This window comes from Tessaracoccus coleopterorum (assembly GCF_011174705.1).
GTDB lineage: Bacteria > Actinomycetota > Actinomycetes > Propionibacteriales > Propionibacteriaceae > Arachnia > Arachnia coleopterorum.
In genome coordinates this window covers 1178014-1199828 of record NZ_JAANIJ010000001.1, presented here as the reverse complement: position 1 = coordinate 1199828, position 21815 = coordinate 1178014, and the positions used below count along the sequence as shown (strand labels likewise).

At 72.4% G+C, this 21815-nt stretch carries 28 protein-coding genes and 2 pseudogenes; 21 read left to right on the top strand and 9 right to left on the bottom strand.

Translation table 11 applies throughout. From position 1 onward, the window contains the following. Positions 1-12: 12 nt before the first annotated feature. The 7 genes and pseudogenes from G7085_RS32305 to G7085_RS07585 all read right to left on the bottom strand — a co-directional run bounded on the left by G7085_RS32305 (position 13) and on the right by G7085_RS07585 (position 6723). Positions 13-408 carry an HNH endonuclease gene (locus G7085_RS32305; RefSeq protein ID WP_331715952.1) on the bottom strand — a complete coding sequence of 132 codons (396 nt, stop codon included), beginning with the start codon at positions 406-408 and terminating at the stop codon, positions 13-15. Further along, positions 400-1223, bottom strand: a pseudogene (locus G7085_RS32300) (DUF222 domain-containing protein); the annotation flags it as partial. The pseudogene G7085_RS32300 and the gene G7085_RS32305, both read right to left, overlap by 9 nt. Further along, positions 1169-1393, bottom strand: a complete 225-nt coding sequence (locus G7085_RS07605; protein ID WP_197510506.1) for a hypothetical protein — start codon at positions 1391-1393, stop codon at positions 1169-1171. The gene G7085_RS07605 and the pseudogene G7085_RS32300, both read right to left, overlap by 55 nt. Before the next feature lie 811 nt (positions 1394-2204). Next, positions 2205-2936 carry a hypothetical protein gene (locus G7085_RS07600; RefSeq protein ID WP_197510505.1) on the bottom strand — a complete coding sequence of 244 codons (732 nt, stop codon included), beginning with the start codon at positions 2934-2936 and terminating at the stop codon, positions 2205-2207. Positions 2937-3316: 380 nt separating this feature from the next. Further along, positions 3317-4061: pseudogene (locus G7085_RS07595) on the bottom strand (succinate dehydrogenase/fumarate reductase iron-sulfur subunit). Further along, entirely contained in the window at positions 4058-6079 is a 2022-nt protein-coding gene (locus G7085_RS07590; protein ID WP_197510504.1) for a fumarate reductase/succinate dehydrogenase flavoprotein subunit, read from the bottom strand. Before G7085_RS07590 ends, G7085_RS07595 begins: the two are co-directional and overlap by 4 nt. Next, the gene (locus tag G7085_RS07585; RefSeq protein WP_197510503.1) at positions 6076-6723 is read right to left on the bottom strand and encodes a succinate dehydrogenase cytochrome b subunit; all 648 of its coding nucleotides are present in this window, start codon (positions 6721-6723) and stop codon (positions 6076-6078) included. Before G7085_RS07585 ends, G7085_RS07590 begins: the two co-directional genes overlap by 4 nt. A gap of 399 nt (positions 6724-7122) precedes the next feature. On the opposite strand from G7085_RS07585, the gene G7085_RS07580 reads away from it, so the two are divergent. From G7085_RS07580 to G7085_RS07485, 20 genes are all read left to right on the top strand, one after another. After that, positions 7123-8577: a hypothetical protein gene (locus tag G7085_RS07580; protein WP_197510502.1), complete on the top strand. Its 1455-nt coding sequence runs from the start codon at positions 7123-7125 to the stop codon at positions 8575-8577. A 321-nt stretch (positions 8578-8898) separates the two neighbouring features. Further along, positions 8899-9123, top strand: a complete 225-nt coding sequence (locus tag G7085_RS07575; protein WP_197510501.1) for a hypothetical protein — start codon at positions 8899-8901, stop codon at positions 9121-9123. A 9-nt stretch (positions 9124-9132) separates the two neighbouring features. Next, positions 9133-9657 (top strand): phage tail protein, encoded by a 525-nt coding sequence (locus tag G7085_RS07570; RefSeq protein WP_197510500.1) that lies wholly within the window; start codon positions 9133-9135, stop codon positions 9655-9657. A 242-nt stretch (positions 9658-9899) separates the two neighbouring features. Next, positions 9900-10385: a hypothetical protein gene (locus G7085_RS07565; RefSeq protein ID WP_197510499.1), complete on the top strand. Its 486-nt coding sequence runs from the start codon at positions 9900-9902 to the stop codon at positions 10383-10385. Positions 10386-11134: 749 nt separating this feature from the next. Then, positions 11135-11668 (top strand): DUF4255 domain-containing protein, encoded by a 534-nt coding sequence (locus tag G7085_RS07560; protein ID WP_197510498.1) that lies wholly within the window; start codon positions 11135-11137, stop codon positions 11666-11668. A gap of 33 nt (positions 11669-11701) precedes the next feature. Continuing rightward, on the top strand, positions 11702-12703 hold the full coding sequence (locus tag G7085_RS07555; RefSeq protein WP_197510497.1) for a hypothetical protein: 1002 nt from the start codon (positions 11702-11704) through the stop codon (positions 12701-12703). Next, positions 12619-13683 (top strand): hypothetical protein, encoded by a 1065-nt coding sequence (locus G7085_RS07550; protein ID WP_197510496.1) that lies wholly within the window; start codon positions 12619-12621, stop codon positions 13681-13683. The genes G7085_RS07555 and G7085_RS07550 overlap by 85 nt, the downstream gene beginning before the upstream one ends. Before the next feature lie 171 nt (positions 13684-13854). Further along, positions 13855-14460 carry an AAA family ATPase gene (locus G7085_RS07545; RefSeq protein ID WP_197510495.1) on the top strand — a complete coding sequence of 202 codons (606 nt, stop codon included), beginning with the start codon at positions 13855-13857 and terminating at the stop codon, positions 14458-14460. Positions 14461-14711: 251 nt separating this feature from the next. Continuing rightward, on the top strand, positions 14712-14882 hold the full coding sequence (locus tag G7085_RS07540; protein WP_197510494.1) for a hypothetical protein: 171 nt from the start codon (positions 14712-14714) through the stop codon (positions 14880-14882). Between the two features lie 5 nt (positions 14883-14887). After that, positions 14888-16483 carry an eCIS core domain-containing protein gene (locus G7085_RS07535; RefSeq protein WP_331715540.1) on the top strand — a complete coding sequence of 532 codons (1596 nt, stop codon included), beginning with the start codon at positions 14888-14890 and terminating at the stop codon, positions 16481-16483. Next, positions 16480-16752: a hypothetical protein gene (locus G7085_RS07530; RefSeq protein WP_197510493.1), complete on the top strand. Its 273-nt coding sequence runs from the start codon at positions 16480-16482 to the stop codon at positions 16750-16752. Before G7085_RS07535 ends, G7085_RS07530 begins: the two co-directional genes overlap by 4 nt. Further along, positions 16680-17018 carry a hypothetical protein gene (locus G7085_RS07525; protein WP_197510492.1) on the top strand — a complete coding sequence of 113 codons (339 nt, stop codon included), beginning with the start codon at positions 16680-16682 and terminating at the stop codon, positions 17016-17018. The genes G7085_RS07530 and G7085_RS07525 overlap by 73 nt, the downstream gene beginning before the upstream one ends. Continuing rightward, positions 17015-17674, top strand: coding sequence for a hypothetical protein (locus G7085_RS07520; RefSeq protein ID WP_197510491.1), 660 nt, complete (start codon positions 17015-17017; stop codon positions 17672-17674). The genes G7085_RS07525 and G7085_RS07520 overlap by 4 nt, the downstream gene beginning before the upstream one ends. Beyond that, a complete protein-coding gene (locus G7085_RS07515; RefSeq protein WP_197510490.1) occupies positions 17671-18003 on the top strand; it encodes a LysM peptidoglycan-binding domain-containing protein in 333 nt (110 codons plus the stop codon). The genes G7085_RS07520 and G7085_RS07515 overlap by 4 nt, the downstream gene beginning before the upstream one ends. A gap of 16 nt (positions 18004-18019) precedes the next feature. Further along, positions 18020-18601 (top strand): hypothetical protein, encoded by a 582-nt coding sequence (locus G7085_RS07510; RefSeq protein ID WP_197510489.1) that lies wholly within the window; start codon positions 18020-18022, stop codon positions 18599-18601. Further along, the gene (locus tag G7085_RS07505) at positions 18598-19107 is read left to right on the top strand and encodes a hypothetical protein (protein WP_197510488.1); all 510 of its coding nucleotides are present in this window, start codon (positions 18598-18600) and stop codon (positions 19105-19107) included. The genes G7085_RS07510 and G7085_RS07505 overlap by 4 nt, the downstream gene beginning before the upstream one ends. Then, the gene (locus G7085_RS07500) at positions 19104-19457 is read left to right on the top strand and encodes a phage baseplate assembly protein V (RefSeq protein WP_197510487.1); all 354 of its coding nucleotides are present in this window, start codon (positions 19104-19106) and stop codon (positions 19455-19457) included. The genes G7085_RS07505 and G7085_RS07500 overlap by 4 nt, the downstream gene beginning before the upstream one ends. Further along, a complete protein-coding gene (locus tag G7085_RS07495; RefSeq protein WP_197510486.1) occupies positions 19451-19621 on the top strand; it encodes a hypothetical protein in 171 nt (56 codons plus the stop codon). The genes G7085_RS07500 and G7085_RS07495 overlap by 7 nt, the downstream gene beginning before the upstream one ends. Positions 19622-19711: 90 nt before the next feature. Continuing rightward, a complete protein-coding gene (locus G7085_RS07490; protein WP_197510485.1) occupies positions 19712-19945 on the top strand; it encodes a hypothetical protein in 234 nt (77 codons plus the stop codon). 8 nt (positions 19946-19953) lie between these two features. Then, positions 19954-20316, top strand: a complete 363-nt coding sequence (locus G7085_RS07485) for a GPW/gp25 family protein (protein WP_197510484.1) — start codon at positions 19954-19956, stop codon at positions 20314-20316. Here G7085_RS07485 and G7085_RS07480 read toward each other — a convergent pair. Together G7085_RS07480 and G7085_RS07475 are read right to left on the bottom strand one after the other, a co-directional pair. Further along, complete coding sequence (locus G7085_RS07480; protein WP_197510483.1) at positions 20284-20901, bottom strand: hypothetical protein; 618 nt, start codon at positions 20899-20901, stop codon at positions 20284-20286. The genes G7085_RS07485 and G7085_RS07480 overlap by 33 nt on opposite strands. A 92-nt stretch (positions 20902-20993) precedes the next feature. Further along, positions 20994-21275, bottom strand: a complete 282-nt coding sequence (locus G7085_RS07475; RefSeq protein ID WP_197510482.1) for a hypothetical protein — start codon at positions 21273-21275, stop codon at positions 20994-20996. A gap of 42 nt (positions 21276-21317) precedes the next feature. Here G7085_RS07475 and G7085_RS07470 point away from each other — a divergent pair, with 42 nt between their 5' ends. Further along, positions 21318-21797, top strand: a complete 480-nt coding sequence (locus tag G7085_RS07470; protein ID WP_197510481.1) for a hypothetical protein — start codon at positions 21318-21320, stop codon at positions 21795-21797. The last annotated feature ends 18 nt before the right edge of the window (positions 21798-21815 follow it).

Here is a 21815-nt window from a genome sequence, read left to right as displayed (position 1 = left end):
TGAGGTTGCGAGCTAGCTGGCGATGGGCAGGGTGCCGTGGGCGGGGATCGGTCTACGGTCGGGGTCGAGTCTGGCGGGTGGGAGAAACTCGGGGAGTCCGTTGGTGTTGATGCGGACTTCCCAGCGTTCCCGGTTGTCGTCACGCCTGGTTGGGGTTCCGTCGCGTACCCGCCCGTTCAGGGTTGGGTGTAATCGGGGTGGTTCGACGGTGGTGTGGTGGAGGTTGCAGAGGAGTACGAGGTTGTTGAGGGCTGTTGTGCCACCTTGCCACCAGGGGACGGGGTGGTGAGCGCTGCACCGGTAGTCGGGTTCGGTGCAGCCTGGGAAGGCACAGCCTCCGTCGCGGATACTGAGCGCCAGCCTGATGGGGTCGGTGACGAGGCGGTGGCTGCGGCCGACGTCGAGCACTTCGGAATGGGTGCCGAGCACGATCGGGGTGATGTCGGCGTCGCAGGCGATGCGGCGGAGGTCACCGGCGGGGATCTTGGTTCCGTCGGGGAGGAGGCCTGCCTGTTCGACGCGTGCGGCCAGGGATTCTTCGTGCATGATCACGACGATGCGGGCGGAGTCGCCGGCGACCTTCGTTGAGCCGTTGCGGCGGCGGAGGATTGTGAGGAGGGCATCGGCGTTGCGCTGCTCGGGTGTGGGTGAAGGGCGCCTGCCTGGGGGTGATCGCGTTCGTCGCGGCGGTCGGCGGCGACCTGCGCTTCGAGGAGCCGGACGAGTTCGGCGCCTTCGCTGGTGGGGACCTGTCCGCTGAAGTGGAGGGAGCCGTCTTCGTAGCGGTGACGGAAGGCGCGGTTGCGGATGGCTCGTTCGCGCTGGGCCTGGAGGTGGGCCTGTTCGCGTTCGGCTGCGTCGGCCTCCGAGATGGCCGGGTCGGCGGCGTCGAGCGCTTCGGTGGTGAGACCTCGCAACTGGTTGGTGTTGTTGCTCTTGGCCTTCTCGACGAGGAATGCGGCGGCCCTGGCCTTCTGCTCGTCTCGGAGGCGGGTGGGGAGGTTGTCGAGGAGGGTGGTGATGGCGTTGGCCTGATCCTTGGATACGGCGCCGCTGATGGCGGCCTCCTGTACCTGGGGGTGGGCTGCGAGGGCGTGCCCGGTGCGCATGACTTTGGAGGCCTGGGCTCTTGTGGCGTGGCGTTTCGACATGAGCCAGGTTGAGAGGTTCAGGCCGGTGGCGGTTTCGGCGATGTGCCGGTGGTCGAGGTCGGCTGCCGTGATGGTGAGGCGGGTGGCGAGTTTGTCGGCTGCGGTGTTGAGGCGTGCGAACAGGCCGAGTTCTTCACTGGGGACAGGGAGGTGTCGTGGGTGATGTCTGTGAGCAGTGCGAGGCCGGTCTCGAGGAGCGTGATCGCTTCCTCGCGTCGACTCTGACCCGGCTGCCCTGTCATGGAACTACGATACAACGTTCGATACCTAGTCTCAAGACATTTCTTGGAACAGATTCGACGTTTGACTATGTGTGTTGCTCGGACAGATCGGTGCGCAGGTTCCGGTGAAACCGGGATGTCGATGGGATTGCGACTCACTGTTCGATACGGGTCGTTGGGGCAGGTCACCCCAGTAGCGGGGTGCGGTGGGCGCGCCGCCCGGCACATCGGGTCGAGGGACCCCCTTCCTGCGCGCCCTCGCTGTGGCGGGGATCCTGCACCGGGCCACGGTGGAAGCTGGGGTCGGCCAGTGGCTGCCGGTTGAGCCGGGCCGGCGGCGAGGAACGAGTCGTCGCCCGTGTCGAAGCCACTCCCGTCGATGGGCAGGCACTCGACCAGCACTTCTTGTCTTCTGTGGTGGTGGGGTCTCTGCACCGTGTCGGGGGTGGTTGGTTTCGTCTCGGCCCGGCGCTTCGCGCGGGGCCGGCTCAACCGACTGCTGGGCTCGGGTTTCTCTCGGGACAGCATCGACTGCTCTTCCCGGGCTTCTTGCTGTGCCCGGGCTTCTTGCGCTGGGTCGGGGGTATTCGTCGGGGTCGGCCAGTAGCAGTCGGTTGAGCCGGGCCGGCGGCGAGGTACGAGTCGCCGCCCGTGTCGAAACCACTCCCGTCGATGGGCAGGTACTCGGCCATCGCTCCTACCCCAGGCTGCGGTGGTGTCTCTGCACCGGGTTGGGGGTGGTTTCGACCCGGCCCGGCGCTTCGCGCGGGGCCGGCTCAACCGACTGCTGGGGCCGGGTTCCTCTCGGGGACGGCACCGAGTGCTGGGGCAGTCAGGCCTGATCGAGCTGACGCCGGGTCTCGTCGGCTACCTCGCTGACCAATCTCGCGTCCTCGGCGATCGACTCGGCCGCCGCCCGCAGCAGTCCCAGCGAGGCGGGCGGGGCCGGCGGGTCGGCCATGGCCGCGGTGGAGGTGGTCGCGTCCAGGGCGCGCTGGGCGGTGTCGAGCGCCTCGAGCGAGCGGCGCATCACCGCCAGTTCTCCCCGCACCTGCCTGACGGCCTCATCGGTGGTCGGGAAGTTCGCGGCCGTGGCGCGCAGGGCCGCAATGATGGAGGCCTTCTCGTTGGCGGTGCTGGCCTCGGCGGCAGCCCAGGCGTCGCGGAGCTCGTCGACGAGGGCGGCCGCACCCGCGGGGTCGGAATCGAATCGGATGACAGGGTCGATCGCCGCATCGATCAGGTCGTCGTTGCCGGAGGTCGCCAGGCTGGCGATCGCCTTCCCTGGGATGAGGATGCGCCCGGTGACGGCCCTGCCCGCAAGGATCCGCATCAGGACGACGAGCACGACCGAGACGATCACAGAAGGGAGCATCAGGACGGCAGGCATCTGGAGCGACCCGGCCGCGAACACCGCAGCGACGGGAATGCCGATCCCGACGACCGCCTCCTCCCAGGTCCGTAGCCAGCCGCGGTTGCTGTTCTGCGTGCGGGCCGCATAACTGGCGATCCACGGGTGTCTGGCCCGGTAGACGGCCTCAGCCGCGAGCCCGTCGGAACGCACGATCAGAGCGCCCCATTTCCGAGCCGCCACGTGGCGGGCAGGGAACGGGTCAGGGACGTGGCTCATGGGAAACACACTAGCCGGAGGCCTGTGTGGACCGCGCGAGGCCGGTGCCATAGGGGCCGAGGGAACAACCGGTTGCCTCGAGAGGACCAACGTCTGCCAAGGATCTTTCACCTGCCGGTCGAGCGGTGTCGGGGCCTCCATCCGGGTGGTCCGCGGGCCGAAAATGGGTCATCACAGCCTCCTGCGGGTGCCGAGCGGTGTCGGGGCCTCCATCCGGGTGGCCCGCGGGCCGAAAATGGGTCATCACAGCCTCCTACGGATGCCGAGCGGTGTCGGGGCCTCCATCCGGGTGGTCCGCGGGCCGTGATGGGTCATCACAGCCTCCTGCGGGTGCCCGCCACGAAGCGCTCGTGGTTGACCGCGGCGATCGCCGTCAACGGGATGCCCGCGGGGCAGGCCTGCTCGCATTCCCCGTACAGCGAGCACGGGCCGAACAGCTCATCCATCTCGGCCACCATCGCCGTGGCCCGCCGGGTGCGTTCCAGGGCGGGGATCGGCAGGAGCGACAGGTGCGTCAGTTTCGCCCCCGTGAACAGGTGCGCCGCCCGTTGGGGCAGGCCGCGACGCAGGCGCCGCAGCCGATGCAGGCCGCGAAGTCGAGCGACACCTCCGCCACCGGCCCGCCCACGGGGACGGAGTCGGCGTCGGGCGCAGTGCCGGCGTCGACGGCGACGTGGCCGCCGGCGCGGATCACCTCGTCCAGGCCTCCCCGGTCGACGATCAGGTCGCGCAGCACCGGGAACGCGGCCGAGCGCATCGGCTCGATCCGGATCCTCGACCCGTCGGCGTAGTGGACGAGCCGCTGGTGGCAGCTCGGCACGTTCTTCTCAGGCCCGTGCACGTCGCCGTCGACGGTGACGCCGCAGGCCCCGCAGATGCCCTCCTGCAGTCCGACTCGAACGCCACCGGCTCCTGCCCGCCGTCGATCAGCTGCTCGTTGAGCGCGTCCAGCAGCTCCAGCACCGACAGGTGCGGCTCGACGCCGTCGATCTCGTGGGCCTCGAACCGGCCCTTCGCGTCGGGGCCGGCCTGCCGCCACACCTCAACCTGCAGCCTCATTTGTAGCTCCTCGTCGCCAGGGGAACGGACGTGAAGGTGAGGGGCTCCGCGTGCCGGGTGAAGGCCAGCTCGTGCGGGTCCTTCGTGTCGCGGGTCTCCCACGCGGAGGCGAACGCCCACGTCCCGTCGTCGCGCAGCGCCTCGCCCTCTGCCTGGTGCTCGGAGCGGAAGTGCGCCCCGCAGCTCTCCTGCCGGTCGAGCGCGTCGACGGCCATCAGCTCGGCCAACTCGAGGAAGTCAGCGATCCGGCCCGCCTTCTCCAGGGCCTGGTTGAGCTGCGCACCCTCGCCGGGCACCCGCACCTCGCGCCAGAACCGGGCCCGCAGGTCGCGGATCTCGTCGACGGCGGCCCGCAGCCCCTCGGCGGTGCGCTCGACACCGACCCCGCGGTACATGATCGAGCCCAGCTCGCGGTGGAAGTGTGACGCGGCGCGCTTGCCGCGCACGCCGAGCAGCGCCCTCGTCCGCTCCGTAGCCCGGCCGACGGCGTCGCGCACGCACGCGTCGTCTGCGCCGGGCAGCCGCTCACCGAGGTGCCCCGACAGGTAGTTGGGCACCGAGAACGGCAGCGTGAACCAGCCGTCGACGCACGCAGACAGAAGCGAGTTCGCGCCGAGCCGGTTGGCCCCGTGGTAGGCCCAGCTGGCCTCGCCGCCCACGAACAGGCCGGGCAGCGACGTCATCTGGTCGTAGTCCGACCACAACCCGCCCATCGTGAAGTGTGCGCCGGGCGCGATCCGCATCGGCACCTCGTACGGGTCCTCGCCGGTGGCGTGGGCGTACATGTCGAACAGGTTGCCGTAGCGCGAGGCGATCGTCTCGCGGCCGTGGGTGCGCAGCGCGTCGGAGAAGTCGAGGTACACCGAGTTGGAGAGCGGCCCGACCCCGCGGCCCGCGTCGATCTGCTCCTTCGCGGCCCGCGACGAGATGTCTCGCGGCGACAGGTTCCCGAACGACGGGTACTTGCGCTCCAGGTAGTAGTCGCGCTCGTCCTCGGGGATGTCGCCCGGGGCACGCTCGTCGCCGGCGCGCTTCGGCACCCAGATCCGGCCGTCGTTGCGGAGCGACTCGGACATCAGGATGGTCTTCGACTGCCAGTGCGTCGAGATCGGCAGCGCCGTGGGATGGAACTGCACGAAGGAGGCGTGCGACAGGTACGCGCCGCGCCGGGCGGCCCGCCACACGGCCGTCGCGTTCGAGTTCATCGCGAGCGTCGAGTGGAAGTACACCGAGCCGTAGCCGCCGGTGGCGAGGATGACGGCGTGCGCGGGCTGCGCCCACACCTGGCCCGTCACGAGATCGCGGACGACCACGCCGCGGCACACCCCGTCGTCGACGATCAGCTCACACATCTCGGTGCGCTCGTGCAGCGTGACGGTGCCGCGCTTGACCTGCCGTTGCAGCGCCTGCGCACCGGCGATCTGCAGCTGCTGGCCCGTCTGGCCGCGCGTGTAATAGGTGCGCGACACCTGCACCCCGCCGAACGAGCGGGTCGCGAGCATGCCGCCGTACTCGCGGGCGAAGGGCGCGCCGATGGCGTTGAGGTGGTCGATGACGCGCACCGACTCCTGGCCGAGCCGGTAGGCCTCCGCCTCGCGGGCCCGGAAGTCGCCGCCCTTGACGGTGTCGACCACGAACCGGCGCAGCGAGTCGCCGTCGACCTTCCGGCCGCGGGCCGCGTTGATGCCGCCCTGCGCCGCGACGGAGTGCGCCCGTCTGGGGGAGTCGTGATAGGTGAAGGCGTGCACGTCGAAGCCGAGCTCGCCCAACGCGGCCGCCGCGCCGGAACCCGCGAGCCCGGTGCCGACCACCACGACGGTGAACTTCTTCGCGTTCAGCGGGCTGACGAGCTTGTACTGGGCCCTCCTCCTGTCCCACGCGGTGGCGGGGTCGCCGTCGGGGATGCGCCCGTCGAGGGTGTGTCCGGTGCGCACGCCGTGCACCGTGCTGCGGGGTGCGCGCCAGTCGTCGACGGGCGTCGCCTCTGGGGTACCGGTTGCCCGGCGTGGCCACCTCATGCGAGTACTCCCATCTGGACGAGGACCGGGATGGCCGCGTTGCCGAGCAGGATCGCAACGGCGAGGATGCCGCCGACGATGGTGAACCCGGCGCGCCACCGCCTGCCCATGACGCCGAGGTCGGCGGCCATGGTGGTGGCGCCCTTCGCGATGTGCAGGCTGAGCAGCGCCATCACTGCGACGTAGAACCAGGCCATCAGCGGCCTGCCGAAGCTTGCGACGAGATTCTGGTAGGCGTGTGCGGTGCCCTCGGCCGGGTGGGCGAAGCCGTCGGGAGCGACCGGCGCGGTGCCGGTGGTGAGGTCGAGCAGGTGGATCACCAGGAACAGCAGCAGCACGACGCCTGTCACCGGCATCAGCCGGGACGACCACGAGGCCAGGCCGTGCAGCTTGGCCCGGTGCGGGCCGCGGGCCCGGCGGCCGCGCCACCACACCACGGCGGCCGAGCCGACGTGCGCGACGAGCGAGACGACCAGCGCCACCCGCAGCGCCCAGAGCACGCCCGACTTCGGCAGCAGCGGATAGAACGCCTCCCGCAGCCAGGCCGCGTAACCGTTGAACGCCTCGGGGCCCTGGAACACCTTGAGGTTGCCGAACAGGTGGATCGAGACGAACGCCACCCACAGCGCGCCCGAGACCGCCATCGTGGTCTTCAGCGCCCACGAGGGAGTCGGTGCTTGTTGCGGCGCCGCACAGGTCGGGTAGGCGGGCCGATCTGGATCGTGGTGGTCTTCATGGGGGCCTCCCTGGTCTGACCATATACACCCTCCTCCGAACGGCGGTGGGCGGGGTGCGGGAGCGCCGGGAGTCTTGCCCGTTCCTCACCGGAGCCTTTCGCGTTCCTCACGGTTTGCGTGACACGCCGGAATGCCGTCCACCGGCTCTCCCGTCACCGGGAGCGACCCCGCTCACCCGGCCTAGGCTCGCTACCAAACCCAGCGCCGGTCGCACATTCCCTCCGCGAGCGACTCACCTGGCCGGGATCGGCCTCCGACGCAGGCTCACCTATGTCGCCGACGCCGTCGGCGCGGAGGGAGGGACCAATGCCGGTTCAGACCAGCTATCCGGGTGTCTACATCCAGGAAGCGCAGAGCGGGGTCCGCACCATCACGGGCGTCGCCACCTCTATCGCAGCCTTCGTCGGACGCGCCGATCGTGGCCCGACCGACGACCCGGTGACCATCAACAGCTACGCCGACTTCGAGCGCATCTTCGGCGGGCTCTCGCTCGGAAGCCGCCTCGGCTACGCCGTGCGCGACTTCTACCTCAACGGCGGTAGCCAGGCGGTGATCGTGCGCCTGCATCACGGCGTCTACGGCTCCGACGAGGAGCGCGCCGCCGCGGTCGCCGCCGCGAAGGCCACGAGCGACGCGACGGTGGGGCGGCCGACGCTGCCGCCGCCGCGGCCGCGGCCCGCACCAAGGCCGCGACATACGTCAGCGACCACGAGTCGTCGGCCGCGAAGATCGTCGCCGACGCGGCCACCGCCGCCGCCGGCCCACCATCCGTGGGCGACGTCGCAAAGGCGGCGAGGGCCGCGGCGGAGGCCGAGAACACCCAGGCCGCCCGCGACACCGCGGCGGCCGCGACGGGGCGGACGCGGTTGCGGCGGCAGCCGCCTGCCGCGCGAAGGCCGACACGTACGCCACCGACCCGGACAAGACGTCGGCCGCGAAGGTGGCCGACGCGGCCGAGGCGGCCAGCGTCGTGACGGTCGACCAGGTGACGGCGGCGGCCAAGACCGCGGCGTCCGGGCGACCCCGCTCGACAGGGCCGTGCTCGACGTCGGCTTCGACCTCGTGGCGGTCAGCCCGGATCCTGGGGCAACCGGCTCAGGGCCCGGATCGACCACGACGTGGCCGGGGGAACGGCCGACCTGTTCAACCTCACCGTCCGCGACGGCGTCACCGGCCAGGTGGAGAGCCACCGGAACCTCTCGGTCGCGGCCGGCCACATCCGGCGCGTCGACACCGTGCTCGCCAACGAGTCGCGGCTCGTGCGGGTCGCCGACCCCGCCACCCTCCCGCCAACCGTCCGACGGCCACCCGGGCCTCGCTCCGGGCGACAGCGACGTGTGGGCCGACCACGAACCGGCCACCAACCACAAGGTCGAGGCAGCGGGCATGGCCTCCGACGGTGGGCTCCTGGCCCAGAACGACTTCACCGGCCCGGGCACCGAGGCGGGCAAGGAGGGCCTCTACGCGCTGAGCAGGGCCGACCTGTTCAACCTCTTGTGCATCCCGCCCTACCTCGCCTCCGACGATGTCGACGCCGACCTGGTCGCGAAGGCGGCCGCCTACTGCGAGTCGCGCCGCGCGCTGCTGCTCGTCGACCCGCCGTCGACGTGGAACGACAAGGACAAGGCCCGTGACGGAGTCGCCGCCGTCGGCACCAACAGCGCCAACTCCGCCCTCTACTTCCCGCGGCTCACCCAACCCGACCCCTGCGCGGCGGGCAGCTCGGCAGCTTCGCGCCCTGTGGGGCGGTGGCGGGCGTGATGGCCCGCACCGACACCGAGCGCGGCGTCTGGAAGGCCCCGCCGGCATGTCGGCCACCCTCGTCGGGGTTCCGGCGCTGAGCGTCCAACTCACCGACGGCGAGAATGGCGAGCTCAACCCGCGCGCGGTCAACTGCCTCCGGGCGATGCCCGCCGCCGGCCGCGTCGTCTGGGGGGCGAGGACGCTGCAGGGCGACGACCGGCTCGCGTCGCAGTGGAAGTACGTGCCGGTGCGCCGCACCGCGCTGTTCCTCGAGGAGAGCCTCTACCGCGGCACCCACTGGGTGGTCTTCGAACCCAACGACGAACCCTTTGGGCGCAGGTGCGGCTCAACATCGGCGCGTTCATGCACAACCTCTTCCGGCTCGGGGCCTTCCAGGGCGCCACCCCGCAGGAGGCCTACTTCGTCAAGTGCAGCAAGGAGACGACCACCCAGAACGACATCGACCTGGGCATCGTCAACATCGTGGTCGGCTTCGCCCCGCTCAAGCCTGCGGAGTTCGTCGTCATCACGATCCAGCAGTTGGCCGGACAGATTCAGGTGTAGGTGATCACGATGGCTCAGTTCAGCGTCAATGCGCAGCGATTCGATCCCTACAAGAACTTCAAGTTCCGGGTGAAGTGGGACGGCAGGTACGTCGCCGGAATCAGCAAGGTGGGTGGGCTCAAGCGCACCACCGAGGTGGTCAAGCACCGCGAGGGCGGCGATCCGTCGTCGAGCCGGAAGTCGCCGGGCCGCACCGAGTACGACGCCGTCACCCTCGAACGCGGCGTCACCCACGACCGCGACTTCGAGCAGTGGGCCAACAAGGTGTGGAACTTCGGCTCGGGGCTCGGGGCGGAGGTGTCGCTCAAGGATTTCCGCAAGGACATCACCATCGAGCTCTACAACGAGGCGGGCCAGCTCGCCATCTCGTACAAGCTGTTCCGCTGCTGGGTCTCCGAGTACCAGTGCCTGCCCGACCTCGACGCCAACGCCAACGCCGTCGCGATCCAGCACATCAAGCTGGAGAACGAGGGGTGGGAGCGTGACTACGACGTTGCGGAGCCGTCCGAGCCCAGCTTCACCGAGCCGGCCTGACGGGAGCGGCGAAATGGCTGCACCAGCGGTGGGCATCCTGCTCGACGCCTGGGAGGACTCCCTGGCCGCCGGGCCGCCCGGCCGCGCCGTCGGCCTGCTCGCCGCCGCCCACCCACCGGGATGACCCGGCGCTCCTCCCGCTCGGTGAGCGCAACATCGCCCTGCTCGAGCTGCGCGCCCAGCTGTTCGGCGACCCGGTCGAGGCGCTCGCCTCCTGCCCTGCGTGCGGGGCGGAGCTGGACGTGGCCTTCACCGTCTCGGGCCTGCTGGCCTCGCTGCCCGGGCCGGCAACCGAGCGACCCGAGTCGGTCGTCGACGGCCACACCGCGGTGCTGCGTCCCCTCACGAGCGCCGACGCCCTCGCCGCGCTCGACGCCGTCGACCCGGCCGCCGAGCTGGTCGCCCGGTGCCTCCTCTGCCTCACCGGCCCCGACGGCGCACGCCTCGACGCGGTGCCCGACGCGCTGGTCGGGCCGCTGGCGGCCGCGCTCGCCGGGAGCGACCCCGCGGCCCTGATCGAGGTGGGGCTGAGCTGTGCGGAATGCGGCCACGGCTGGGGCGAACCGCTCGACGTCGGCGGCTTTCTCTGGCGCGAGGTCGACGCGTGGGCCCGCCGCACCCTGCGCGAGGTCCACGCCCTGGCCGGCGCATACGGCTGGCGCGAGGCCGACATCCTCGCCCTGACGCCCGCCCGCCGCGCGGCCTACCTGCAACTGGTGGGGGAGTGAGCGCCATGGCCCGACCCGCACCCGTTCCCGAGCCTCTGGCGGCACTGCTGGCCGTCGAGCGCGGCACCGCCGGTGGCCTCGCGCCGCGGCTTCCCTCCCGCTTCGAGGACCCCTCACCGGCCCCACCGCCGTGCCGGACGAGCCGGTCGCGCCCCGGGTCGCCCGGTCGCTCCCTGCACCCGAGCCGCCGCCCTCCCCACCACTGTCGACGGCGCGGCCACCGTCCCACCCGCCGCGGAGGCGACGGTGCGGGTGCACACGGAGGCCTACTCCGAGGTCACCCGGGTGGAGCGCGAGGTGACGGCCGCCGTCGCACCGCTGCCCCGGAGCCCCCGGGCGAGCACCGGTCGGTGAACCAGCCCCGCCACGCGCCGTGACCGTGCGGCCCGGAGCGACCCGCAGCCCGCCCGAGGGCGCAGGGGAAGCCGCCGACAGCGGTCGACGGGGCCCTCCGCCCCGCGCCACGGCCGGCCCCGAGACCGCGGTTGCGCCGGTGCCCCCGCCCGGCACGACCGCGCCCCCGTCGAGCCTGAGGCCACCACCCGACGCCGCCGCCGCGGCCCCGACCGTCAGCCCGATCCCGCCCCCGAGGCCCCGCCGACGGTGCACGTCACCATCGGCCGGCTCGAGATCCGGGCCGTGCCCGAGCCGGCCGCCGCGCCGCCGCCCCGCCCCGGGAGCGCCGGATGGTCAGCCTCGACGACTACCTCGACCACCGCAACCGCCCGGCCGGGACGTGAGGTGAACCGATGAGCAACTCGCTGTCGATCGCCGCCGTCACCCTGGCCCTGCGCAGGCTGCTCGACGTCGCCGTCCCGCGCCTGGACCCCGGCCTGCTCGGCATCCAGATCACCACCCGCACGCCCGACCAGGCCCGCACCAACGTGACCGGCGAGTCCCTCAACCTGTTCCTGTACCGCGCGGCGGTCAACGCCGCCTGGGCCAACCTCGACCCACCCCGCGTCGTGCGGCCCGGCGAGTCGGGCCTGCCATCGCTCGCGCTCGACCTCAACTACCTCCTCACCGCCTACAGCGCCGAGGCAGGCGACGCCACCGCGGCCAGCCACCGCGCGCTGGGCGCCGCGATGGGGGCGCTGCACGACCACCCCGTCCTCGACGGCGACGAGCTGCGGGCCGCGCTGGCGGGATCCGACGTGCACGAGCAGCTGGAGCGCATCCGCGTCACGCCCCTCCCGCTCACCGTGGACGACATCTCCAAGCTCTGGGCGGGTTCGCCACCCAGTACCGGTTGTCGGTGGCCTACCAGGTCAGCGTCGTCCTGATCGACAGCTCCCGCCCACCGCCAGCCCCTCCCGGTGCTCACCCGCGGCCCGGGCGACTCCGGCATCACGGCCGTCGCCGCCGCCGGCCCGTCGCTGCGGGCGCTCACCCCACCCAACCGGCAGCAGGCCGTGCGGCTGGGCGAGGAACTCGTGGTCGACGGCGCGCAGCTCACCGGCCCCGGCACCGTGTTCCGGTTCACCTCCCTGCTGCCCGACGGGCCGCCCCCGTCGAACTCACCGGGCGCCCGCCCACCCCGGCGAGCCGGCCGACCTGGTGGCCGTCAGGGTCCCGGCGCTGGCCGACGACGCCGACGCGCTCGGCCGCTGGGCCCCGGCTTCCTGTCCGTGGCCGCCGCCGTCAGCCGGCCGGACATCCCGGTGCTGATCAGCAACGAGGTCACCGCGGCCATCGCCCGGCGATCACGGTGGCTCCCGACGTGGCGGCGGGACCCGCCGCCGTCGGCTCCACCCTCACCGTCACCTGCGCCCCGCGGATCCGGCCCGGGCAACGGGTGCTGTTGCTGCTCGGTGGCCGCCAGGTCGCCCCGACGTCGATGGTCAACCCGACGCCGGGCGACCCGGCCTTCCAGGCCACGCCCACCACCCTCACCTTCGAGGTGCCCGACGTGCCGGCGGGCACCCACACCGTCCGGCTGCGCGTCGACGGGATCGACAGCATCCCGGCGCTCTACGCCGGCGACCCGCCGGTGCCGTCGTTCGATCCCGGCAGCAGGTGCTGGTGCCATGACCGGCTACGAGGCCTTCCTGGCCGCCAACGACCGGTTCCTCGCCGAGGCCCTCACCTGGCTGCGGGAGCGACTCGAGTCGGCGGCCGAACCCACCATCCCCGCGCCGCAGCCCGCCGCCGGGCGGGCCGAGCCGCGCGCCATCTTCGGCAGGCGGACGGCGCCGCACCGGGCGACGCCCCTCCCGGCCAGGAACCCCTGCAGGTGTCCGCGGGTGCCGCCGCCCCGCCCGACGGCGACCTCGACGAGCCGCCGCTGCTGGTCGAGCTCGCCCACCGGGCGGGCCTGACGGCGTTCGAACGCAACGTGGTGCTGCTCGCCGCCTCCATGGAGCTCGACACCCGCATCCCCGCGCTGTGCGCCCGCGCCCACCGCGCGCCCACGATGTCGTACCCCACCTTCGCCCTCGCGATGACGATCTTCGACGACCCGTCCTGGGACGCGCTCTCGCCGGAGGGCCCGCTGCGCTTCTGGCGGCTGATCGACGCGGCGCGCATCGGCGCCGAACCGCTCACCTCCGCCAGGCTCCGCGCCGACGACCGGGTGGTCAACTTCATCAAGGGCCTCCACCATCTGGACGAGCGCCTCGCGGCCGTCGTCCATGCCCTTCCGGGGCCGCAACCGGCCGCCTCGCCGACTCGCAGCGCGCGGTCGCCGACCACCTCGCCGCCCGGCTCACCAGGCTGCGCGGGGAATCCGCACCCCCGCCGCCCGTGCTCCTGCTCGGTGCCGACCGTGACGGCAAGCGGCTCGTCGCGGCCGAGGTGGCCCGCAGCTCGGAGTTGCGCCTGTTCGAGCTCACCGCCGACGACCTGCCCACCGACCCGTCCGAGCTGGCCACGCTCGCCCGGCTGTGGCACCGTGAGACGCTGCTCGCGCCGGTGTCGCTCCACATCGACGCGCACGATGTCGACCGCTCGGGCCCGACCGCGCCCGCCCTGCGTCGCTGGCTCCGGGAGGCGCCCGGCCTCGTGTTCGTCGACGTCCGTGAGCCCTGGCAGGACCTCGCCGACGGCGCCCTCGCGGCCGACGTGGGCCGCCCGACGAAGGCCGAGCAGCTGGCCGCGTGGCGTGAGGCGCTTCCCGGGACGACGGGACGTCGCGCGGCGCCTGACGGGGCAGTTCGACCTCGACCTCACCACCATCGGCCGGATCGGTGAGGGTGCGGGTGGCGACCAGCGGTCCGACCCGTGGGCCGCCTGCCTCGTGCACACCCGCCCGGCCTCGACGAACTGGCCCGGCGGCTGCGCCCCTTGCCGGCTGGGATGACCTGCAGCTGCCCGCCGAGGAGATGACCCAGCTGCGGCGGATCGCCGACCAGGTGGCGCACCGCGGCGACGTCTACGACACCATGGGCTTCCGCACGAGGATGAACCGGGGCCTCGGCATCAGCGTGCTGTTCGCGGGGAGAGCGGCACCGGGAAGACCACCGCCGCCGAGGTGCTGGCCCGCGACCTCGACCTGCTGCTCTACCGGATCGACCTGTCCGCGGTCGTGGACAAGTACATCGGCGAGACCGAGAAGAACCTGCGCAGGCTGTTCGACGCGGCCGAGGGCGGCGGCGCCATCCTGTTCTTCGACGAGGCCGACGCCCTGTTCGGGCGCCGCAGCGAGGTGCGCGACAGCCACGACCGGTACGCCAACATCGAGATCAACTACCTCCTGCAGCGGCTCGAGAGCTACGAGGGCTCGCGATCCTCGCGACCAACCGCCGCAGCGCCCTCGACCTGGCGTTCGTGCGCAGGCTCCGCTTCATCGTCACGTTCCCGTTCCCCGGCCTCGCCCAGCGCACCGCGATGTGGCAGCGGCCCTCCCTCCCGCGGTGCCCGTCGAGGGGATCGACGCGGCCCGCCTCGCCCGCCTCGACCTGACCGGCGGCAGCATCCAGGCCATCGCGCTGAACGCCGCGTTCCTCGCGGCCGCCGCCGGGTCGCCCGTCACGATGCCGCTGCTGCTGGACGCGGCCCGCGCCGAGCTCCGCAAGCTGGACAAGCCCGTCAACGAGGCCGACTTCCGCTGGCCCGAACCCGCGGGAGGCAGGCATGAACGCCCGGATCGAGCTCAGCATCGACACGGTGGTGCTCGACGGCGTGCGCGTCACCCCGCGCGAGCGCGACCGGTTCCTCGGGCCCTCGAGGCCGAACTGACGCGGCTTCTCGCCGAGCACGACCTGCCGGACCCCGGCCGCGACCGGCCCGACCCCGCGCCGTCGCCCCGCTGAGGCTCCCCGGCCCGGCCGCCGACACCGCCGCCCGGGTGGCGCGCCAGGTGTACCTGTACATCGGAGGAGCCCGGCCATGAGCAACCTCGCCCACGCCCACCCCACCCGCGAGGACGCCGGCCACGTCGCCGGAGGCCGTGCCTCCGCGCTGCTGGCCAGCCGCGTGATCGCGAAGCTCCCGACGGCGGGGCGCCGCTCCCCGCGCCCACCGCGGCCGCCCTCGGCGGGGCGTTCGGCCACGACCTGAGCGGCGTGCGCGTCCATTCGGATTCCTACTCCGCGGGCACCGCCCACCGCTTCGGCGCCCGCGCGCTCACCGTCGGCGGCCACGTGCTGCTGGGCGACACCCGCGCCGCCTCCTCCGAGGCCGTGCTCGTGCACGAGGTCGGCCACGCCGTCGCGCAGGCCCAGAGCGGCGCGCAGGTCGTCCAACTCGACGCGATCGACGACGTCCAGAACCTGCTGTCCTACGGCGTGCTCGACTGGGCCGTCACCGAATCCGAGGCCATGCAGGCCCTCGCCCTGCTCAACGCGCTGCCCGACGCGGCGCTCACCGCGGGGATGACGCGGCTCGGCACGAAGTACGTCGACCGGCTGCTCGACAACCTGCCCGACGCCGCCAGGTCGGGCCCGGCCTATCAGCGCGTGGTGCGGGTGGCCGGGCCGGTACGGACGCTCGCCACCGCCGTCTCCGACCTCAACTACGGCCTGTTCGACTGGGCCGTCACCGACACCGATGTGGTGCGGGTCTACAACACGTTCGCCAACCTGCAACCCGCCCAGCAGGAGACGTTCCTGGTGGGGCTCCACACCGCGAACCGGCTCGGCCGGCTCATCGCCAACTCCAACGCCGGCCACCTCAGCCTCTACCTGCACCCCTGGATGAACACGATGACGCGGGGCAGGCTGACGCCCAACCAGCTCAGCGTGTTCCGCACCATCGTGCGGGAGACCGACGACCTGCCGACCCTCACGCTGGCCGCGGGCATCCGGTTCGACATGACCGTCGGCCCCACCACGATCCCGGCCGCGCGCCCGTGCCGTGGGAGCCGGGTCGCTCCGCGAGACCTACCTCACGCTCGAGCAGCTGCCCGAGGCGCACACCGCGCGCAACGCCAGCCTGCGGTCGATCACCCAGTTCACGGCGCCATGGACCAACGGCACCATCACGATGGGCGTCTACAGCGGGGCCCGCCGCGAGCTCACCATCAACGCCACCCCAGCCGGCGACAAGCAGGGCACCATCCGCCACGAGACCGGCCACTCCGTCGACCGGCAGATCGGCTACTCCACCGGCCCGGAGCCCGCCAAGCCGGAGCGGGTGGCTGGGTGACGCACGCGACCCACACGGACGCCGCCATCGGCATGATCAACGACGCCGCCGCGGGATCGCGGCCCTCCCGTCCCGAGCAGGCCGACGTCGTCACCGACATCGAGACCTCGATGAACTCCCGCACCACCGCCGGGCTGGTCGCCCGGGTGAAGGCGCGCCCCTGGTTCGCGCCGCTGCCGCAGGCGACCCGCGATGCCGTGACGGCCGACCCGACGTTCGACGCCGTCACGGTCGGCCTGGCCCAGCCCTGGTTCAAGCCCAACGGTGGCACCGCGCTCGGCCTCCACATGCACCAGGAGAGCTACACGCCCACCTGGGTGCGCTACGACGTCGCGGCCCGCGCCAGGCTTCTCACCGCCTATCAGTTCCGTGACGAGGGTGAGTGGTTCGCCGAGGCCTACGACTTCTACTACACGCCCGACTCCCGCGGGAAGGGCGCCCGGCTGAACGACGTCGACCCCAACACCAAGGCGTGGTTTGACGCGAACGTCGACCCGGTGGCGGCGTCGCGATGACGGGCCGGGGAGCGGAGCTGCGCCGGGCCTTCGTGGAGCGGGCCCGGGAGTTGGGCGCGACGCTCGAACCCTCCGACCTGGCGCTGGCGTTCGCGCCGGTGCCGGGCAGCCCCGGCGACCGGATCGTGGTGGCCGCCTGGGCGCGGCTGGCTCGGAGAACGCGGCATCGGGCCTGCTCAGGGAGGGGGAGGCCCCGGTGCTCGACCCGACCCGCGCGCTCGCGCTGCTGGCCGGGGTCTGGGGCGGTCGCCGCCCGGCCGCCGACGTGAGCGACGCCGTCGCGCTGCTGCTCGACCCGCTCGGCCGCCGCGAGGTGCTCCGCTCGGGCGGCGACGTGGCCGGCTGGCGCGCGGACGACGGCGGCGTCGTCGCCGCACCCGGGTCGCTCCTCGGGGCGGACGGGCGGCTGGCGGAGGTGCGCTTCTGGTGGTGCAGGGGCGCGGAGGCCAGGGAGGTCGTCGTCGGGTTCGCGCCCGACGGGTCGGTCACGGTGGGCGGGGGCCGCGTCGCGCGGCGGGAGGGGGTGGCGCCATGACCGGATTCCCCGGCTCGCCGCCCGTCCTCAAGGGCGGGATCGTGCTCGCCGACCCGACGACGCTCGCGCTGCGCCGCGTCATCGCGCTGCAGTACAACCCCGACACCCTCACCCGCACCCTGCAGCCGAGCAACGCCGGCCGCGACCGGCCCGACCACGCCGAGGCGCTGCGGCTCACCGGCCCACCGGTGGAGACCATCAAGCTCGACGCCGAGATCGACGCCACCGACCAGCTGGAACAGCCGGGCGGCTTCCCCGGCGTCACCGAGGCCGGCATCTTCCCCGCGCTGTCTGCGTTGGAGACGATTCTCTACCCGACCAGCGCGCAGCTGCAGGCCAACGACGCCCTCGCCTCTGCCGGAACCCTCGAGATCGTGCCCATGGAGACGGCGCTGGTGCTGTTCGTCTGGAGCCGCACCCGGGTCGTTCCGGTGCGGCTGACCGAGTTCACCGTCACCGAGGAGGCCTTCGATGTGGCCCTCAACCCCATCCGCGCCCGCGTCAGCCTCGGGATGCGGGTGCTCTCGGTGGCCGACCTCGGCTTCGCCCACCAGGGCGGCGGCGTCTTCATGACCTACCTGCGGCAGAAGGAACGCCTCGCCGGCCTCCTGCCCTCTGCAGCCCTCTCCACCCTCGGACTGACGGGACTTCGATGATGAGCACCGCATTTCCGCCCACCAGCCGCTACGCCACCGTCGAGGTGGCCGTCCTCGAGACCGCAACGGGCGAGGAGATCGCCTACCTGCGGCGCCGCACCGTGCCTCAACCCGAGTCGTTCGCGCTGCTCGGCTGGCACGAGGTCACCCAGGGCGACCGCCTCGACAACGTCACCGCCACCCACCTGGGCGACCCGGAGCAGTTCTGGCGGATCGCCGACGCCAACCGCGCGCTGCGCCCCGACGACCTGATCGAGCTCGGACGACGGCTGCGGATCACGCTGCCCGCCGGATCCCGGGGGTTTCGATGCTTGAGGGAGTGCACCTGACGCTGATGGTCGGCCCGTGGTGGCGGTGCCGGTGCCCCGCGACGTGCTCGACGCGCTGACCTCCGTCGAGGTGACGTCGAAGGACGAGGGGATGGGCGGCTTCTCGCTGTCGTTTTCCATGAGCAACCGCTCGATCCTGCCGACCCTGTTCATGGTGGCCGGCGGCAGCCCCATCCCGATCGTGCGGGTCATCGTCGTGGTGACGCTCAACGGCACCCCCGAGGTGATCGTCGACGGCGTCGTCACCAGCACCCAGGTCGCTCCGGGTGACGACGCGGAGCACTCCACGCTGAAGGTGATCGGCGAGGACCTCATCACCGTGATGGACAAGATCGAGATGACCGGCCTGCCGTATCCCGCCATGCCCGGCGAGGCCATCGTCGCCGTGATCCTGGCGAAGTACCTCGCGCTCGGCATCGTGGCGCTGATCGTGCCGAGCATCATGATCGACGTGCCGATCCCACCAAGCGGATCCCCACGCAGAAGGGCACCGACCTCGAGTACGTCAGGTGGCTCGCGAACCGCGTCGGCTACGTCTTCTACCTCACGCCCGGCCCCGAGCCGGGCATGTCGGTGGCGTACTGGGGCCCGAAGGTGAAGGTCGGCGTCCCGCAGCCCGCCCTCAACGTCGACCTCGACGTCGCGACCAACTGCGATGCGATCACCTTCAGCTACGACCCGCAGTCGCGCACCCTGCCTGTCGTCTACGTGCAGAACGAGGAGACGAAGGTGCCGCTGCCCGTCCCGCTGCCCGACATCGGGCCCCTCAACCCGCCGCTCGGGCTGATCGGGCCGATCCCGAGCAGGTTCAAGGCGCTGCCGGAGACCGCCAAGCTGACGCCGGTGCAGGCCATCCTGATCGGGCTCGCGGAGGCGAGCCGCTCGGCCGACAGCGTCAAGGGCACCGGCTCCCTCGACGTGCAGCGCTACGGACACATCCTCAGGGCCCGCTCGCTGGTCGGGGTCCGCGGCGTCGGGCTCGCGTTCGACGGGCTCCACTACGTCTCCGAGGTCAAGCACTCCATCAAGCGCGGCGAGTACCGCCAGTCGTTCACCCTCACCCGCAACGGGCTCATCTCGACGGTTCCGGAGGTTTCCGCATGAGCAACAACGCCACCAGGTTCTACGGCAAGTACCGAGGCACGGTCGTGCAGAACGTCGACCCCGAGCAGCGCGGCCGCATCCAGGCGATCGTGCCCGACGCCACCGGCATGGTGCCCGGCACCTGGGCGACGGCGTGCGTGCCGCTCACCGGGAAGTCGATGGGCACCTACGTCGTGCCGCAGATCGGCTCCGGGGTGTGGATCGAGTTCGAGCAGGGCGACCTCGACTACCCCATCTGGACGGCGGGTTCTGGGGATCGGCGGCCGACGTGCCCGCCCTCGCGCTGGCGGGTAACCCCGTCAGCCCCAGCATCGTCCTGCAGACGGCGCTGCAGCACTCCATCGTGCTGAGCGACGTCCCCGGCCCCACGGGAGGCATCATGCTGAAGAGCTCCACCGGGGCGATGATCCTGATCAACGACGTCGGCATCACCATCAGCAACGGCAAGGGCGCCACCATCACCCTCACCGGGCCGAGCGTCACCGTCAACAACGGCGCGCTGACGGTGGTGTGAGATGCCCGGCCCACTGCTCCACGTCGGCGCCACCGTCCTGTGCGCACACGCCGGCCAGGCCACCCCACCGTCCCGGTCCCCAGGGTGACGGTGCTCGGGCAGCCCGTGGTCGGCCTCAACGGCCCCTGGATGATCGCGGGCTGCGTCCTGCCGCCTCCCACGGCAGGCAACGGGCCGTGCGTCACCGCCACGTTCGTGACGGCGGCCACCCGTGTCACCTCCGGCGGGGTGCCGCTCCTCCTGCTGGACAGCCAGGCCACCTGCGTGCCGACCGGCACGCCGCTGTTCCCCACCATCGTGCAGAGCCGGGTGACGGCACAATGACCGGCCCGTTGCAGATCGACTTCCCGTTCCGCATCGACGAGACGGGCCGCACCGCCCGCACCGACGCCGACGACCACCTGCGCGACATGGTCGAGCAGGTGCTGTTCACCGCCCCTGGGGAGCGGGTCGACCGCCCCGACTTCGGGTGCGGCCTGCTCCGCCTGGTGTTCGGGCCGAACAGCCCCGAGCTGGCCGCCACCGTCGAGTTCACCGTCCGCGCGGCCCTGCAGCGCTGGCTCGGCGACGTGCTCGCCGTCCAGACGCTCACCGTGACGAGCGACGACGCCACCCTGCGCGTCGAGGCCACCTACGTCAACCTCGCGACCGGGGCCCCCGGATCAGCCACGTTCACCCGGGAGGTGACGCCATGAGCGACCTGGACTGCCGCCCGGTGGGCGGCGCGCCGCGCTGCTGGCCAGCGACACCGTCTTCGGGATCGACTTCGTGGAGGTGCTGCCCGGCCCGGTGCTGTGCGTGCACTTCTTCGGCGCCGTCCCCCGCTCCGCGACGCCGAGCACCCGGATGGGCTGACCGCGGCCAACTTCGGGGTGCGCGGCGGGCGGCGCATCACCGGCATCCGCATCGTCGGGATCTCGCTCGAGACCAGCGACGACCCCGAACGCGACGACTGCCTGCGGCTGCGGCTCGACCGGGAGGGCGACCTGTCGACCTACTCGGTGTGCCTCGTCGACGTCGCGGGCGCCGATCCCCGCTACACCTGTGCCGACGTCGCCTTCCGGCTCGACTGCGCCACCGACCTCGACTGCGCTCCAGTGCCCTGCGACGACGACGCCGAGGCGCCCGGGCCCGTGATCGACTACCTCGCCAAGGACTACGCCTCCTTCCGGAGGCTGCTGCTCGACCGGATGGCCGTCACCATGCCGGACTGGGCTGAACGTCACGAGGCCGACCTCGGCATCACCCTGGTGGAGCTGCTCGCCTACGCCGCCGACCACCTCAGCTACCACCAGGACGCGGTCGGCACCGAGGCGTACCTGATGACTGCGCGGCGCCGGATCTCGGTGCGCCGCCACCTGCGGCTGGTCGACTACGCGCTGCACGAGGGCCTCAACGCCCGCGCCTGGGTGAGCGTCTGGACCGACGGCGACACCCCGCCGCTGCCGCGCTCGCGGTTCTGCTTCACCACCGCCGTCGACGAGGGCCGGCGCATCGTCGCCGAACACGAACTGACCGGCGCCGGGCGGCTGATCTTCGAGCCGGTCGGCGACCCCGATGGGGAGGTCGTCTTCCTGGCCGCGCACAGCGCCATCCGGCTCCACACCTGGGGCGACGACGAGTGCTGCCTGCCCGTCGGCGCCACCTCCGCCACCCTCCTCGACCCCGGCCGGGCCTCCGCCTCGCCGTCGGAGACGTGCTCATCCTCGAGGAGGTGCGCGGCACCCGCACCGGCAACCCCGTCGACGCCGACCCCACCCACCGTCACCCCGTTCGCCTCACCTCGGTGGAGCCGTCGCGCGACGAGCTGCTGGGGATCGACATCGTCGAGGTCGGCTGGGGCCCCGATGACGCCCTGCCGTTCAGCCTCTGCCTCTCCGTCCGCCTGCCCGCGCCCGGCTGCGAGCTGGTGCGCGACGTGTCGCTCGCCCGCGGCAACGTCGTTCTCGTCGACGAGGGTGCCACCGTCACCGAGCCGCTCGGCCCGTCGGCGGAACGACGACACCGGGGAGTGCGCCTGCGACGGCGCCGTCGTCGAGTCGACGACGCGGCCGCACCGGCTCACCCCGTGCTCGGCGCCCGGCCGCTCGTGTTCGCCGACCCGGTCGACGGGGCCGGCCCCGCCTCCGCCGTCGCCGCGCGCGACCCGCACCTCGGCACCCCGCCGTCACCCTGACCGCAACCGACGGCCCGC